This window comes from Amycolatopsis sp. NPDC051372 (assembly GCF_040682095.1).
Taxonomy (GTDB): Bacteria; Actinomycetota; Actinomycetes; order Mycobacteriales; family Pseudonocardiaceae; genus Amycolatopsis.
Genome location: NZ_JBFBAF010000021.1, coordinates 84691 through 100470, shown reverse-complemented (window position 1 = coordinate 100470; position 15780 = coordinate 84691). Strand labels below are relative to the sequence as shown.

General features: G+C 67.5%; 15 protein-coding genes. 9 read left to right on the top strand and 6 right to left on the bottom strand.

Features of this window, described 5'->3' with window-relative positions; translation table 11 throughout:
- The first annotated feature begins 132 nt into the window (after positions 1–132).
- Positions 133–2637, top strand: a complete 2505-nt coding sequence (locus tag AB0M56_RS29485) for a DUF3516 domain-containing protein (protein WP_364181658.1) — start codon at positions 133–135, stop codon at positions 2635–2637.
- A gap of 94 nt (positions 2638–2731) precedes the next feature.
- On the top strand, positions 2732–2863 hold the full coding sequence (locus AB0M56_RS29480) for a hypothetical protein (protein WP_364181655.1): 132 nt from the start codon (positions 2732–2734) through the stop codon (positions 2861–2863).
- 13 nt (positions 2864–2876) lie between these two features.
- Here AB0M56_RS29480 and AB0M56_RS29475 read toward each other — a convergent pair whose 3' ends face one another.
- Positions 2877–3503, bottom strand: coding sequence for a hypothetical protein (locus AB0M56_RS29475; RefSeq protein WP_364181652.1), 627 nt, complete (start codon positions 3501–3503; stop codon positions 2877–2879).
- A gap of 189 nt (positions 3504–3692) precedes the next feature.
- On the opposite strand from AB0M56_RS29475, the gene AB0M56_RS29470 reads away from it, so the two are divergent.
- On the top strand, positions 3693–4307 hold the full coding sequence (locus AB0M56_RS29470) for a LysE family translocator (RefSeq protein ID WP_364181650.1): 615 nt from the start codon (positions 3693–3695) through the stop codon (positions 4305–4307).
- 217 nt (positions 4308–4524) lie between these two features.
- Here AB0M56_RS29470 and AB0M56_RS29465 read toward each other — a convergent pair whose 3' ends face one another.
- A complete protein-coding gene (locus tag AB0M56_RS29465) occupies positions 4525–5508 on the bottom strand; it encodes a sugar-binding domain-containing protein (protein ID WP_364181647.1) in 984 nt (327 codons plus the stop codon).
- A 131-nt stretch (positions 5509–5639) separates the two neighbouring features.
- On the opposite strand from AB0M56_RS29465, the gene AB0M56_RS29460 reads away from it, so the two are divergent.
- The 5 genes from AB0M56_RS29460 to AB0M56_RS29440 all read left to right on the top strand — a co-directional run bounded on the left by AB0M56_RS29460 (position 5640) and on the right by AB0M56_RS29440 (position 10947).
- The gene (locus AB0M56_RS29460) at positions 5640–6644 is read left to right on the top strand and encodes a zinc-dependent alcohol dehydrogenase family protein (RefSeq protein ID WP_364181644.1); all 1005 of its coding nucleotides are present in this window, start codon (positions 5640–5642) and stop codon (positions 6642–6644) included.
- Positions 6637–7977, top strand: a complete 1341-nt coding sequence (locus AB0M56_RS29455) for a sugar ABC transporter substrate-binding protein (protein ID WP_364181641.1) — start codon at positions 6637–6639, stop codon at positions 7975–7977. The genes AB0M56_RS29460 and AB0M56_RS29455 overlap by 8 nt, the downstream gene beginning before the upstream one ends.
- Complete coding sequence (locus tag AB0M56_RS29450) at positions 7974–8909, top strand: sugar ABC transporter permease (protein WP_364181639.1); 936 nt, start codon at positions 7974–7976, stop codon at positions 8907–8909. The genes AB0M56_RS29455 and AB0M56_RS29450 overlap by 4 nt, the downstream gene beginning before the upstream one ends.
- Entirely contained in the window at positions 8906–9760 is an 855-nt protein-coding gene (locus AB0M56_RS29445; RefSeq protein ID WP_364181636.1) for a carbohydrate ABC transporter permease, read from the top strand. The genes AB0M56_RS29450 and AB0M56_RS29445 overlap by 4 nt, the downstream gene beginning before the upstream one ends.
- 362 nt (positions 9761–10122) lie before the next feature.
- Complete coding sequence (locus tag AB0M56_RS29440; RefSeq protein ID WP_364181633.1) at positions 10123–10947, top strand: class I SAM-dependent methyltransferase; 825 nt, start codon at positions 10123–10125, stop codon at positions 10945–10947.
- Between the two features lies 1 nt (position 10948).
- Here AB0M56_RS29440 and AB0M56_RS29435 read toward each other — a convergent pair whose 3' ends face one another.
- Genes AB0M56_RS29435 through AB0M56_RS29420 form a run of 4 tightly spaced genes read right to left on the bottom strand, consistent with a single transcriptional unit; the run spans position 10949 to position 14818 of the window.
- Positions 10949–11143, bottom strand: coding sequence for a ferredoxin (locus AB0M56_RS29435; RefSeq protein ID WP_326568260.1), 195 nt, complete (start codon positions 11141–11143; stop codon positions 10949–10951).
- 40 nt (positions 11144–11183) lie between these two features.
- A complete protein-coding gene (locus AB0M56_RS29430; protein ID WP_364181629.1) occupies positions 11184–12389 on the bottom strand; it encodes a cytochrome P450 in 1206 nt (401 codons plus the stop codon).
- 10 nt (positions 12390–12399) lie between these two features.
- Positions 12400–13596, bottom strand: coding sequence for a cytochrome P450 (locus AB0M56_RS29425; RefSeq protein ID WP_364181627.1), 1197 nt, complete (start codon positions 13594–13596; stop codon positions 12400–12402).
- 10 nt (positions 13597–13606) lie between these two features.
- Entirely contained in the window at positions 13607–14818 is a 1212-nt protein-coding gene (locus AB0M56_RS29420) for a cytochrome P450 (protein WP_364181624.1), read from the bottom strand.
- 200 nt (positions 14819–15018) lie between these two features.
- Between AB0M56_RS29420 and AB0M56_RS29415 the strand changes: the two genes are divergently transcribed.
- Positions 15019–15651: a helix-turn-helix domain-containing protein gene (locus tag AB0M56_RS29415; protein ID WP_364181621.1), complete on the top strand. Its 633-nt coding sequence runs from the start codon at positions 15019–15021 to the stop codon at positions 15649–15651.
- Positions 15652–15780 lie beyond the last annotated feature (129 nt).

Here is a 15780-nt window from a genome sequence, read left to right as displayed (position 1 = left end):
CCCGTGTACGCGCGCGTGCCCGGAAGTATCCCCCGGTCGGTGCGCGGTACCGCGAAGCCTACGGGTTGAGGCAAGCACCCGCGATCGCCCCTGCGGAACCGGCGGCCCGGGGATGGCACGATGGGCAGCGCGATGACACTCACAGACCTCCTGCCAGCGGATCCCGACGCCGACTCCCTGTTCGAAGCCTTCTCCACCTGGACGGCCGAGCGGGGTATCCAGCTGTACCCGGCCCAGGAGGAGGCGCTGATCGAGGTCGTCTCGGGCGCCAACGTGATCCTCTCGACGCCCACCGGCTCCGGGAAGAGCCTCGTGGCCGTCGGCGCCCACTTCACGGCGCTCGCCCACGGCCGCCGCAGCTACTACACCGCGCCGATCAAGGCGCTGGTCTCGGAGAAGTTCTTCCAGCTCATCGAGATCTTCGGCGCCGACAAGGTCGGCATGATGACCGGCGACTCCAGCGTGAACGCGGACGCGCCGATCATCTGCTGCACCGCGGAAATCTTGGCGAACATCGCGTTGCGCTTCGGTGCCGACGCGCCCGTGGGCCAGGTGATCGCCGACGAGTTCCACTTCTACTCCGAGCCCGACCGCGGCTGGGCGTGGCAGGTCCCGATCATCGAGCTGACGGGCGCGCAGTTCGTGCTCATGTCGGCCACTTTGGGTGACGTCACGTTCTTCCAGAAGGACCTCACCCGCCGCACCGGCCGCTCGACGGCGGTCGTCACGTCGGCGGAGCGGCCGGTGCCGCTGACCTTCCGCTACGCGCTCACGCCGATCCACGAGACCATGTCCGAGCTGCTCCACGGCGGCCAGGCGCCCGTCTACGTCGTGCATTTTTCCCAGGCCGCGGCCATCGAGCGGGCGCAGACGTTGATGAGCATCAACGTGACGACGAAGGCCGAAAAGGACGCGATCGCCGACCTCATCGGCGACTTCCGCTTCTCCGCGGGCTTCGGCAAGACGCTCTCGCGGCTCGTGCGCCACGGGATCGGCGTGCACCACGCGGGCATGCTGCCGAAGTACCGGCGCCTGGTCGAGACGCTCGCGCAGTCCGGGCTGCTCAAGGTGATCTGCGGGACGGACACGCTCGGCGTCGGTATCAACGTGCCCATCCGCACGGTCGTGTTCTCCGCCCTGACCAAGTACGACGGCGTGCGCCAGCGCCACCTGAAGGCGCGCGAGTTCCACCAGATCGCCGGCCGCGCGGGTCGCGCTGGGTACGACACCGACGGGTACGTGGTCGTCGAGGCGCCCGACCACGTCGTGGAGAACGCGAAGGCCCTGGAGAAGGCGGGCGACGACCCCAAGAAGAGGAAGAAGATCGTCCGGAAGAAGGCGCCGGAGGGGTTCGTCAACTGGACGGAGAGCACGTTCGACCGCCTGATCGCGGCCGACCCCGAGCCGTTGACCTCGAGTTTCCAGGTCAGCCACTCGATGCTGCTGAACGTGATCTCCCGGCCGGGCAACGCGTTCGACCACATGCGCCACCTGCTGGAGGACAACCACTCCGACCGTCCGGCGCAGCGCAAGCTGATCCTGCGGGCGATCGCCATTTACCGGGCGTTGCTGGCCGCGGGTGTCGTCGAGCGTCTGTCCGCTCCGGACGCTGATGGCCGGATCGTGCGGCTGACGGTGGATCTGCAGTTCGACTTCGCGCTGAACCAGCCGTTGTCGCCGTTCGCATTGGCGGCGGTGGAGCTGCTGGATGTGGAATCGCCTTCGTACGCACTCGATGTCGTGACCATTGTGGAATCCACTGTGGACGACCCGCGGCCCGTGCTGTCGCAGCAGCAGTTCAAGGCCCGCGGCGAGGCCGTGCAGGCGATGAAGGCCGAGGGTATCGAGTACGACGAGCGCATGGAGCTGCTCGAGGCGGTAACGTACCCGAAGCCATTGGAGGAGCTGCTTTCCGCGGCGTACTCCAGCTACCGCCAGGGTCACCCGTGGGTCGCGGACTACGAGCTGTCCCCGAAGTCCGTGGTGCGCGACATGTACGAGCGCGCGATGAACTTCGTGGAGTACATCGGCTTCTACCAGTTGGCGCGCTCCGAGGGCCTGGTGCTGCGGTACCTGGCGGACACGTACGACGCTCTGCGCCACACCGTCCCGGACGAGGCGAAGACCGAGGCGCTGCAGGACCTCATCGAATGGCTGGGCGAGCTCGTCCGCCAGGTCGACTCCAGCCTGCTCGACGAGTGGGAAGCGTTGCGGCATCCGTCTGCGGACGGTTCTCCTTTGGAGCGCCCGCCCTCCGAACCACCCGCGGTCACCCGCAACGAACGCGCCTTCCGCGTCCTGGTGCGCAACGAGCTCTTCCGCCGCGTCGAACTCGCCGCCCGCCGCAACTACTACGCCCTTGGCGAGCTCGACGCCGCCGCCGGCTGGGACGCGGACGCCTGGGAAGACGCCATCGAGGACTACTTCGACGAGCACGATTCCCTGGGCATCGGCCCCGACGCCCGCGGGCCCGCGTTGCTGCTCATCGAGAAGGAACCCGACGTGTGGCGCGTCCGTCAGATCTTCGACGACCCCGCAGGTGACCACGACTGGGGCATCAGCGCGGAGGTCGACCTGCGCGCCTCGGACGAGATCGGCTCGGCCGTCGTGCGCATCACGGACGTCAACCAACTCTGACGACGCGCGTCCGTTTGAGTGAGGTTTGTCCAAGTGGCCGTGGGGCTCCGCGGCGCGCCCTAGCGTTGGGCGGGCCGAGTAGGAGGAGGGAACCATGGTGGAGGACAAGAACGACAGCGGTGGTGACGTCGAGGCCAAGCCGGCCAGCGGCGGGGATGTGGAGGCGAAGCCGGCGAGTGGCGGCGACGTCGAGGCCAAGCCCGCGAGCGGCGGAGACGTCGAGTGAAAGAGCGGCAGCGTCAGGCCACGGCCAGGCGCTGCCGCCGCCCGCTGAGCAGGACGATGAGCATCACCAGGGACAGCGCGGGCAACGGGTAGCCCAGCACCAGACCCACGGTGGTGTCCAGAACCGGCGCGACGATCGCCGCCACGAACACCCACGTGGGCGCCGTCGCGGGTTTCGCGGCGGGGGACCAGGGCGTGCGGGACCACGGCTTCGCCACGGAAATCCACGCCTGCACGGCCAATCCACCCGCCATGAGCCCCGCGCCGGCAGCTTGTTGCCACGTCGGGGTGGCCGTCGCGGCGGCGTTCTCGAGGGCGGGTGACAGCAGGAAGATCTCGGCGTACAGCTGCACCAGCGTGAGCCCGAACTTCACGAGCACCCACCAATGCCGGAAGAACCCCCAGGCCGTCGCCCCCGCGAGCACCAATCCGGTGAACGCGGCGGCGTTCGCCATGGGTGCCAGCAACGCCGTGTCCAGGTGCCGCGCCATGTTCATCGCGGCGGCGCGCGTGGCCGCGTCGCCCTGGAGCGCCACGAGCGTCAGCGTCATGAGCCCGAACGCCTGGCTCATCCACGCGATCGACGACACCGCGTGCAGCCACACCACCGCCTGCCGCCACCGCGGCGAAACCCGAGTCACGGCAGTAACAATCGCCTGGACACCGCTGCGGGCACATCCGGTGAACACCCTGAGATCACCCCGAGACGAACGCCCGGGCGAAGACATCGCCGGCCCGTACGTGCCAATGCCTGAAGACTTCGTCACAAACCCCGCCCCGGCCGGACAAACGCGGGTTACCGTCGCCCTCACACCTGAGAGAGGCGAGCCATGGTCGATTGGGCCGGATTCATCCCCGCCGCGGTCCTGGTGTCGCTCATCCCGGGCGCCAACCAGCTGCTGGGCCTGCGCAACGCCGCCCGCTATGGCATCGGCTACGCCATGGCCGGCATCGGCGGCAGGTTCGCGGCGTTCGTGGTTTTGATCGCCCTCGTCGCGGCCGGGCTGGGGACGCTGCTGGCCGCGTCCGCCGAGCTGCTCACGATCCTCAAGTGGATCGGCGTCGCCTACCTGCTGTGGCTCGGCATCAGCAGCATCCTCAAGGCCCGCCGCGAGATGAGCCAGACGCAGGATCCGCCGAAGAGCAAGAACCTGCGAGCCGTAGTGGTCAACGAGTTCGCTGTCGCCATCAGCAACCCCAAGGCGCTGCTGCTCTTCGCCGCCCTCCTGCCGCAGTTCACCACGACCGGCACGCCTCAAGCGCTCGCCGAGCTGGGCGCCGCCTACCTCGGGGTGGAGCTCGTCGTCGGTCTCGCCTACGTGCTGGTGGGCCGCGCCATCGGCGTCGCCGGCGTCAAGGCCAAGACCCAGCAGAAGGTCGACGCCGGCTCGGGCATCTGCTTCGTCATCCTCGCCGGCGTGCTCGCGGTCGACAGCTCACTCTGACAGAGGCCGCTTCTTCGCCAGCTCCAGCAACGGCACCGCGGCCGCCGCGTCCGTGATGAGCGTCGGCCCGACGTGATGCCACCGCACTTCACGACAGTCGGGAGCGACTCGCCTTCGCCGACCTCGACGCCCGAGCGGCGTGCTCGCGTTGGCCGCTCAAACTTGCAGCGCGCCCGAGGGCCGCGGCGAGCCGGGCCACATCCTCGCGGTCGACAGCTCACTCTGACAGAGGTCGCTTCTCCGCCAGCTCCAGCAACGGCACCGCGGCTGCCGCGTCCGTGATGAGCGTCGACACCATGCCGGACCTCAGCACGGCGTCCACCGCGGCCGCCTTCGGTTCGCTGTAGCCGATCGCGATCACCTCGGGCACTGCGAGCAGCTTCTCCGTGCTGATCGCCAGGACGTGGTGCGCCAGACCCGTCGACAGAGCGTTTCCCGAAGCGTCGAACAGGCGAGCCGCGACCTCGGCCGTCGCCCCGCGGGCGGCGATGGCGGCGCGCTCGGCTTCGTCCAGGGCGTCGTACACGGTGGACTCGCCGGGTGACCAGGCGCCGATGCTCACCACGGCCTTCGTCAGCTTGCCGAACTGCCCGAAAGTCTCCGCGATGCCAGGCTGGTGGCGCAGGATCTCCGTGGTCCGCCGGTCCGGCAGCACGAGCGGGCCGAAGAGCGGATAAGCGTCGCCGCCGGAGACCGAGGTCACGCGGCTCACGGTTTCAACGGAGCGCCCGCGCATGTCCATGCCGGCCTGCACGCCGCACAACTGCACGATCGGGCAGCGCGGAAGTGTTCTGATGGCCTCGGTCATCGCGTTGACCGACCGGGCCCACGACAGCCCGATGACGTCCGTCGGGCGGGCGATCTCCTCGAGGAGGTGCGCGGCGAGCGTCCCGACCTTCTTGCGCACCACCTCGCGTGGCTCCTTCGCCGCCGCTCGTTCGAGCACCAAAGCGCGGCGAAGCCCGTACGCACGCCTGACCTCGTCGGACAGCTCCACGTCGAGCGGCGCGGGCAGCTCGAACTCCACCCTGACCAGGCCCGTTTCGCGGGCGGTGTCGAGCAGGCGCGCGACCTTGAACCGGCTCACACCGAACTCCTCGGCGATCTCCAGCTTCGAGCGGCCCTGCACGTAGAAGCGGCGGGCCACGGTGGCCAGCTCCAAGCTCTCGGTCAGCAGCGGCCGAGCCTTCTTCCTGCTCATATGAGCACCATAGCGCAGAATTCAACCCAAAAGGTTGACGAAACCCCTAGAAAACACCTGTAATGCTTCCACCAATTAGCTGCGCCACACGTTAATACCGCTCAAAAGAGCGCCCAGGAAGGGGATGAGGCATGCGTGCCGCGATCGTGGACCGGCCCGGGGAAATCCGGGTCGGCGACGTTCCCGATCCGAAGCCCGGAGAGCGCCAGGTCGTCGTGAAGGTCGGCGCCTGCGGGATCTGCGGGACCGACCTGCACATCGCCGACGGGCACTTCCCGCCGACGCCGTACCCCATCGTTCCCGGCCACGAGTTCGCCGGCGAGATCGTCGAGCTCGGCGCCGACGTGCCGCGTGAGTGGAAGATCGGCGACCGCGTGGCCGTCGACCCGTCGCTGTACTGCGGCTACTGCACGCCGTGCCGTTCCGGCCACGGCAACCTCTGCGCCAACTGGAACGCCACCGGCGACACCGTCAACGGCGCGTTCGCCGAGTACGTCGCCGTCCCGGCCGACACCTGCCACAAGATGCCCGACTCCATGACGTGGGAGCAGGGCGCGCTCGTCGAACCCGTCTCGTGCGCCGTGCACGGTGTGCGCCGCATCGGCGTCGAGGCCGGCGAACGGTTCCTCGTGGTCGGCGCCGGCACGATGGGCCTGATCATGCAGCAGCTGCTCCAGCGCGCGGGCGCCGAAGTCACGGTCGTCGACCGCAACGCGAGCCGCCTGCCGCGCGCCACCGACCTCGGCGCCACCGCCGTGGCCGAGGACGTGTCCGCTTTGGACGATGAGCTCTACGACGCCGCCGTCGACTGCACCGGCGCCGCCCCCGCCATCGAGTCGGCTTTCGACGCGTTGCGCCGCGGCGGCCGTCTGCTCGTGTTCGGCGTCGCGCCCGCCGAGGCCCGCGTGGCGCTCTCGCCCTTCCGCATCTACAACGACGAGATCACCATCGTCGGTTCCATGGCCGTGCTCAACAGCTACGCGAGCGCGCTCGACCTCGTCGCCAAGGGCTTCATCGACACTGAAGCCCTGATCACCGACACCGTGGGGCTGGAGCAGTACCCCGACGCGCTGGCCAAGATGCGCGGCGGCTCCGGCCTCAAGATCCAGGTGCTCCCCGGAGGTGGCCGTGCGTAAGCTCCTGTGCCTCCTTGCCGCGACAGCGTTGTTCGTCACGGGATGCGCCGGAGCTGGATCGTTCGGCAACGGTGGGCGGACGCTCGTCATCGCGATCGTCTCGAACCCCCAGATGAAGGACGCCATCTCGCTCTCGAGTGAGTTCGAGAAGGCGAATCCGGGCGTGCACCTCAAGTTCGTCTCCCTGCCGGAGAACGAGGCGCGCGCGAAGATCACCGCGTCCACCGCAACGCAGGGCGGCGAGTTCGACGTGGTGATGATCAGCAACTACGAGGCCCCACAGTGGGCTGCCAACGGCTGGCTCGAGAACCTCGAACCGCACATGAAGGCCACCCCGGGCTACGACGAGAACGACTTCATCCCCAGCATCCGGCAGTCGCTGTCGTATGAGAACCAGATGTACGCGGTGCCGTTCTACGGGGAATCGTCCTTTGTGGTCTACCGCAAGGACCTTTTCCAGAAAGCCGGAATCACGATGCCGGCACACCCCACGTGGCAGCAGATCGCGGACTACGCGGCGAAGCTCGACGACAAGAACGCCGGCATCGCGGGCATCTGCCTGCGCGGCAAGCCGGGCTGGGGTGAGAGCCTCGCGCCGTTCACCACGGTCGCCAACACCTTCGGCGCGCAGTGGTTCGACAAGGACTGGAACGCCAAGCTCACCAGCCCGGAGTTCACGCAGGCGGCCAACTTCTACGTGAACCTCGTGCGCGACCACGGTGAGGTCGGCGCCTCCAGCGCCGGGTTCTCCGAGTGCGGCACTCGCTACGCCCAGGGCCAGGCCGCGATGTGGTACGACGCCACGTCGATGACCGGCACCACCGAAGACCCCACCAGCAGCAAGGTTGTCGGCAAGAATGGCTACGCGCCGGCCCCGGTCGAGAAGACGCAAGCCAGCGGCTGGCTCTACACGTGGGCGCTCGGGATCCCGAAGGTCGCCAAGGACTCCGGCGACGCCTGGAAGTTCATGGCGTGGATGACCGACAAGGCGTACGCGAAGAAGGTCGGCGAGACCTACGGCTGGAACCGCGTGCCGCCGGGCACGCGCCAGTCGACGTACGAGATCCCGCAGTACCGCGACGCGGCCAAGGCGTATGCCCAGCCGACACTCGACGGCATCGCCGACGCCAACCAGCAGAAGGCGATGGTGAGCCCGGTGCCATACCCGGGCATCCAGTTCGTCGGGATCCCGGAGTTCCAGGACCTCGGCACGCGCGTGAGCCAGCAGCTCTCCGCCGCGATCGCGGGCCAGACGTCGGTGGCTGATGCGTTGGCGCAATCCCAGAAGTACGCGGCCACAGTCGGCGAGTCCTATCAGGCGGTGCAGCCATGAGTACGATTTCGGTCCCCGCCGGCACCGCGCCGGCCACCACCCGTACGACAACCACCAAGAAAGCCACGAACAAAGCCGGGAAGCGGCGGTTGCCGTTGCTGCCCGCGTTGATCTTCGTGATCGCGGTGACGCAGATTCCCTTCCTGCTCACCATCTACTACTCGTTCCAGTCGTGGAATCTGGTGCGGCCGGGTTCTTTCCACTTCGTCGGCTTCCAGAACTACGCCGACGTTTTCACCGATTCGACGTTCCTCGGCGCGCTGCTCAACACCGTGGTGCTCACCGTGGTGTGCGTGTTCCTGTCGCTGCTGATCGGGCTGGGCCTGGCGATCCTGCTGGACCGCAAGTTCGTCGGCCGCGGTTTTGTGCGCACGCTGCTGATCACGCCGTTCCTGATCCTGCCGGCGGCCGGCGCGCTGCTGTGGAAGACCACGATGTTCGACCCGACCTACGGCCTGCTGCACTTCGTGTTCGGCACCGACGTCGACTGGCTTTCGCAGTTCCCGCTCGCCGCGGTGATGGCGCAGATCATCTGGCAGTGGACGCCGTTCATGATGCTGCTGACGCTCGCCGGCCTGCAGAGCCAGCCGAAGGACGTGCTGGAGGCCGCGTCGGTCGACGGCGCGGGCCGCTGGCGCACGTTCGTGTCGATCACGCTGCCGCACTTGTCGCGGTTTCTGCAACTGGCGACGCTGCTGGGCGCGATCTACATCGTGAACAGCTTCGACGCGATCTTCCTCATGACGCAGGGCGGTCCGGGCACGGCCAGCACCAACCTGCCGTTCTACATCTACCAGCGCGCGTTCGAGGGCTTCGACATCGGCCAGTCGTCGGCGATGGGTGTGGTGGTAGTGATCATCACGATGATCGTGGCGACGTTCGCCCTGCGCCTGATGTTCCGCGCGTTCTCCGTGGACGGAGGGACGAAATGACCACGGCTGTTTCCGGGGTTTCGGGGGTTTCCGGGCGCAAGCGCCGCTACGGGGCGGGTTCGCTCACGGTCGTCACGTGGATCGTCGCGATCCTGTTCGTGTTCCCGCTGCTGTGGATGATCCTCACGGCGTTCAAACAGGAATCCGACGCCTACACGGACCCGCCGAAGCTCTTCTTCAGCCCGACGCTCGACCAGATCTCGGGGGTTCTCAAGGGCGGCTTCCTGCCGTACCTGGCGAACTCGGCGTTCGTGACCGTGGTGTCCACGCTGTTGGTGCTGCTGCTCGGCATCCCGGCGGCGTACGCCCTTTCGCTGGCGCCCGTGAAGAAGACGAAGAACGCGCTGAGCTTCTTCCTGTCCACGAAGATGCTGCCGATCGTCGCGGCCATCATCCCGCTGTACGTGATCTCCCAGAACACCAACCTGCTCGACACGGTGTGGGCGCTGATCATCCTGTACACGTCGATGAACCTGCCGCTCGCGATCTGGATGATGCGCTCGTTCTTCCTCGAGGTCCCCGGCGAGATGATCGAGGCGGCCCACATCGACGGGGCCAACCTCCCGACGCTGCTGCGCAAGATCATCATGCCGGTCGTCGCCCCGGGCATCGCCGCGACGGCTTTGATCTGCGTGATTTTCTCGTGGACGGAGTTTTTCTACGCGGTGAACCTGACGGCCGCCCGTGCTGGGACGGTGCCGGTGTTTTTGGTCGGGTTTATCACGAGTGAAGGTTTGTATTGGGCGCAGCTGTCTGCTGCTGCGCTGTTGGCTTCGCTGCCGGTGATGATCGTGGGGTGGTTCGCGCAGAACCACCTGGTGCGGGGGTTGTCGATGGGCGCGGTGAAGTAGGTTCTGTTTTTTCGGGTGGCCATCCTCGTTGGTTCGGGGGTGGCCATCCCCGTTTGGTGGGGTGGCCACCTTTTTTGTCAAGGCTCGGCTGGATGGGTGGGTGCGGACCGGACGGGTGTTTGCGGGCGGGCCGGAGCGGCGGCAGAAACGCGCTCAGCGCGAGCTATCCACGAGCGAAGAGCCAGACGTCGCTGGTCGGCGAGGGTGTTGCCGAAGGAGCGCGTGGCCCCGAGTTCAGTCGAAGGTTGTCCACAGGGCCGCCGAGTTGTGGACTACTCAGGGCGTTTCCGGCTTGGGCACGGGTTTTGCCAGGGGGTGGCCGGTAAACTGGACATGGGACGCCCCCTCGGGAGGGTGGGGTTATGCCCGGCGGGAGACTGCCGGACGGAACGTGCCTGCTGACGGGAGTATGCGTGATGGGGGCAACGGAGCCGCATGAGCTGAGGGCGACCGCCGAGTCGTTCGGTGTTGATGCCGCGCGTTATGACCGTGCGCGGCCCAGGTATCCCGAGGAGCTGATCGACCGCCTGGCCATCGCCGGGTCGGAGGTGCTCGACGTCGGTACGGGGACCGGAATCGTCGCGCGGCAGCTCCAGGAAAGGGGCAAGGCGGTGCTCGGCGTGGAGCCCGACGAGCGGATGGCCGAGTTCGCGCGAAGGCAGAACGTCGACGTCGAAGTGGCCTCCTTCGAGACCTGGGACGCGAAGGGCCGCACCTTCGACGCCGTCGTCTCCGGGCAAGCCTGGCATTGGGTCGATCCCGTCGAGGGCGCCAAGAAGGCGGCCGAAGTGCTGAGGCCCGGGGGAGTGCTCGTCCTGTTCTGGCATCTGTTCGTGCCACCGCGGGACATCGCACGGGCGTTCGGCGAGGCCTTCACCCGAGCCGTCCCGGAATCACCGATCAAGTTCGACGCGACCAAAGCGCCGACGCCCGACGCGTACCGGCCGTTGATCGAAAAAACCTTCAGCAGCGGCTGGAATGAACCACAAAAGCACGAATACCGCTGGCAGCAGAACTACAGCCGCGACGAATACCTGGACCTGCTCCCCACCCAGGGGGTCCTCACGCGCGTCTCCGAACAACAGCGAAACGCGGTACTGACCGCCGTGGGCGCCGTCATCGACGCCCGCGGCGGTCAGTTCACCTGCGACTACACGACGGTGCTCTTCACCGCCGCGAAGAGCTGACTCAGTCCTGCAACGACAGCGCCTGGCTCGGGCAGACGTTCACGGCCTCGCGAGCCTTCTCCACGAGCTCACCCTCGGGCGTCTCGTTGAGCACGATCACCGTGCCGTCGTCCTCGCTCTGGTCGAACAGGGCGGGCTCGGTGAGCACGCACTGGCCGGCGCCGACGCACTTGCCGGTGTCCGCGATGATCTTCATGACTTCCTCTTCCTGGCTCGTGGTGGGAGCAGACTGATCTCTACCAGGTCACCGGCAGCCGGTACAGCCCGTAGATCGACGCGTCTTCCTTGAACGGCAGGTCGTCCACGTCGACGGCCAGCCGCAGCGAAGGGATGCGCCGGAACAGCGTGTCGAAGACGATCTGCAGCTCGGCGCGCGCGAGGTTCTGGCCCAGGCACTGGTGCGGCCCGAAACCGAACGCGACGTGGTGGCGCGCCCCGCGCGTGATGTCCAGCTTCGAAGGCTCGTCGAACACGGCCGGATCCCAGTTGGCGGTGTACCCGAGCGCGAGCACACCTTCACCCGCCCGGATGGTGACGCCGTCGAGCTCCACGTCCTCCACCGCGACGCGCGCGGTGGCCGTGTCGACGATCGTGAAATAGCGCAGCAACTCCTCGACCGCATCGAGCGTCTTGCCCGGGTCGGCCTTGATCGTCTCCAGCTGCGAGGGGTTCTGCAGCAAGCCGACGGTGCCGAGCGAGATCATGTTCGCCGTGGTCTCGTGGCCCGCGACGAGCAGCAGGAACGACAGGCCCAGCACCGCGCCGTGCTCGTAGTTGCCTTCCTCGCGCAACTTCACGATCTGCCGGCCCAGCAGGTCGTCGCCCGGGTCGGCTTCCTTCGTGGTGATCAGCTGGCCGAGGTAACCGCGCACGCGCTCGAACGCCGCGCGCCGCTCTTCGAAGCTCACCGTGCGCTTGAGCAGTTTCGCGGTGTTCTCCTGGAAGAAGTCGTGCTCGGAGTACGGCACGCCCAGCAGCTCACAGATCACGAGCGACGGGACCGGCAGCGACAGTTTCTCGACCAGGTCGACAGGCCCTTCGGACGCGAGGATCTCATCGATCAGCCCGTCCACGATCTCCTGGATCCGCGGCCGCATCGCGTTCACGCGCTTCACCGTGAACTCGCCCAGCACCGACTTGCGCGCGGGGCCGTGCTCCGGCGCGTCCATCGTGATCATCGTGCGCTCGGCGTTGGTCTGGCGGAAGACGTTGCCGCCCTTGACCAGGATCGGGAAGTTCGGGTTGAAGCGGTCGGAGGAGAAGCGGCGGTCGTTGAGCACCGTCCGCACGTCCTCGTGCCGCGAGACCACCCAGGCTTCCTTGCCATCCGGGATCTTCACGCGCGTGATCGGCTGTTCCTCGCGGATCTGCGTGTACTCCTCGGGCGGTGCGAACGGGCACTTTCGCGCCACCGGCAGTTCGAGTTCCTCGGCCGTGGTCATCGCTGCTCCTTCACCGGGTCACGGGCAGTTCGTAGAGGCCGTAGATGAGCGCGTCGTCCTTGAACGGCAGCTCGTCGACGTCGACGGCCAGCTGCAGAGAAGGGATCCGGCGGAACAGCGTGTCGAACACGATCTGCAGCTCCGTCCGCGCGAGATTCTGGCCCAGGCACTGGTGTGGCCCGAATCCGAACGCCACGTGGTGGCGAGCCCCGCGCTCGATGTCGAACGCCGACGAATCCTCGAACGCCTCGGGGTCCCAGTTCGCCGCGTACGTCATCACCACCACGCCGTCGCCGGCGGGAATGGTGACGCCGCCGATCTCGACGTCCTCCTTCGCCATACGCGTGGTGTTGTCGACGATGGAGAAGTAGCGCAGCAGCTCCTCGACGGCGGTCAGCGTCTTGGCCGGGTCGGCTTTGATCAGCGCGAGCTGCTCCGGGTTCCGCAGGAACGCGACGGTGCCGAGCGAGATCATGTTCGCCGTCGTCTCGTGTCCGGCCGCGAGCAGCAGGAACGCGAGGCTGACGAGCTTCGCTCGGTCGTACGTGCCGTCTTCGCGCCGCTTCGCGATCTGCCGGCTGATGAGGTCGTCACCAGGGTCGGCTTCCTTCTTCGCGATGAGCTCGCCCATGTACGCCTGCACGCGCTCGAACGCGGCGCGCCGGTCTTCCGCGGTGGTCGCGCGGTTGATCAGCTGTTTGGTGTTCTCCTGGAAGAAGTCGTGGTCTTCGTAGGGGACACCGAGCATTTCGCAGATCACGAGCGAGGGGACCGGCAGCGCGAGCTTCTCCACCAGGTCGACGGGCCCGTCGGCTTCGAGGATGTCGTCGGTCAGGCCGTCGACGATCTCCTGGATCCGCGGCTTCAGCTCCGCGACACGCTTGACGGTGAACTCCCCGAGCACCGCCTTGCGTTCCGGGCCGTGCTGCGGCGCGTCCATCGCCAGCATCGTGCGCTCGGCCTCGGTGCGGCGGATGACGTTGCCGCCCGGGACGAGCGTCGGGAAGTCGGGGTGGAGGCGGTCGGCGGAGAACCGCGGGTCGTTGAGCACGGCCCGCACGTCCTCGTGCCGCGAGACCGTCCAGGCTTGCTTGCCGTCCGGGATCTTCACCCGGTGCACGGGTGCCTCTTCGCGCGTGGCCGTGTACTCCTCCGGCGGCGCGAACGGGCACTTCCGGGCGACCGGGAGTTCCTCCATCGCGGTCATGCTTCCTCCCTCACCAGGTGACGGGCAGACAGTGGAGACCGAAGATCGCGGAATCGTGCTTGAACGGCAGCTGGTCGACCGGGGCGGCCAGCTTCAGGGTCGGGATGCGGCGGAAGAGCGTGTCGAACACGATCTGCAGCTCCATGCGCGCGAGGTTCTGGCCGAGGCACTGGTGCGCGCCGAAGCCGAACGCCACGTGCTTGCGCCCGCCGCGGGTGATGTCGAGCTTTTCGGGCTCGGGGAAGGCGTCGCCGTCGAAGTTGGCGGCGTAGCTCAGGCCCAGCACGCCCTCGCCGGCCTTGATCGTGACGCCCGCGAGCTCCACGTCCTCGACCGCGACGCGCGTGGTAGCGAACTCGGCGATGGTGAAGTAGCGCAGCAGCTCCTCCACGGCGTCGAGCGTCTTGCCGGGGTCGGCCTTGATCGCTTCGAGCTGGTCGGGGTTCTCCAGCAGCGCGACGGTGCCGAGCGAGATCATGTTCGCCGTGGTCTCGTGACCGGCGATGAGCAGCAGGAACGCGAGCGACGTGAGGTCGTCGCGGTCGTACTCGCCCTCTTCGCGTTTCTTCGCGATCTGGCGGCCGAGCAGGTCGTCGGCGGGCGTCTCTTCCTTGGCCGCGACCAGCTTGTCGAGGTACTCCTCCAGGGCGAGAACGGATTCCAGCCGCTCGTCGGAGGTGACCTCGCGGTTGAGGATGCGCGAGCTGTGCTTCTGGAAGAAGTCGTGGTCGGCGTAGGGGACGCCGAGCTGCTCGCAGATCACGAGCGAGGGCACTGGCAGCGACAGCGCCGAAACCAGGTCGGCGGGCTGGTCGCCGGCCAGCATCGCGTCGATGTGTTCGTCGACGATCTCCTGGATGCGCGGCTGCAGCGCCTTCATCCGCTTCACGGTGAACTCACCGACGACCTCGCGGCGTGCGGGGCCGTGCTCCGGCGCGTCCATGTTGATCAGCGACGGGTTCAGCTTGCGTTCGCGCCGCGGGGCTCCATCGCGGAACAGTACCGGGAAGCCGGGGTTGAAGCGGTTGGAGCTGAACCTGGGGTCGTTCAGCATCGCGCGCACCTCCTCGTGCTTCGACAGCACCCAGGCGCGCTGCCCGGAGTCGAGCTCGACGAGCTTCGCCCGCTCGTCCTCGAAACGCTTGTACTCCGGCGGCGGCGCGAACGGGCAGGTGCGCGCCATCGGGAAGCTGGCGAGCTCGGGTTCGGCAACTTCTGTCATGGTGGGATCCCCTTTTGGTGGTTTTGAACCTTTACGCAATGTATGTGGAGGATTACATTCCGGTTCATTGCCCACGGTACCGAAACGGAGGATCTTCGTCCACTAGCAAAGGGGTGACGGGTTGTGGTCGCAATACGCGGAGCGCTGTCCATGCGAGAATTTGCGCGCGTAACGAGTTTCCGGCGAGCGGAAGGTGGGCCATGAGTGCGGATCCCCAGGTCCCCTTGCGCGCGGACGCGCGGCGCAACCGCGACCAGATCATCGCCGCGGCGCGCACGATCTTCGCGGAGTTCGGGCCCGAGGTGCCGATGGAGGAGATCGCCCGCGCGGCCGGCGTCGGCGTCGGCACGCTGTACCGGCGCTTCCCTGATCGCGAAGCGCTGATCCGGGCGGTCGCCGTCGACAACTTCTCGCGGGTGCTCGACGACGCGCGTGAGGCGGCCGAGCAGGAGCCGACGTCTTGGCAGGCGCTGGTGCGGCTGCTGCACCAGTCGGTTGAGCTGCACCTTTCCGTGCAGCTGGCGATGTTGTCGAAGAAGGCGCACGAGATCCTGAAGGAAGACCCGGCGATCGCGACGCTGCGCGAAGAGCTGCTGATCGAGCTGGAAGCGATGGTGCGGGGCGCGCAGAACGAGGGGACGTTGCGCACGGACGTCGCCGAGGGCGACGTGGCCATGCTGTTCGCGCTGCTGCTGCGTCAGCTGGAGTCTCGTTCGCCGGAAGTCGCCAAGATGTCCACCGCACGCAGCATCGCGATCATGATCGACGGGCTGCAGGCCCGGCCGGGGACGCCGTTGCCGGGTCGGCCGCTGGGCCGGCACGACATCAACTGAATCGCGCTGACCGGCTGAACGGCACTGGTCAACTGAACCGCGCCCGCGCGCGGGTTCACTCTTTGTGACGCTTCGGGGCGGCTGGGGTTGCGTTTCTGCGGCTGATCCCACAGCCGGACATCCCGCTTG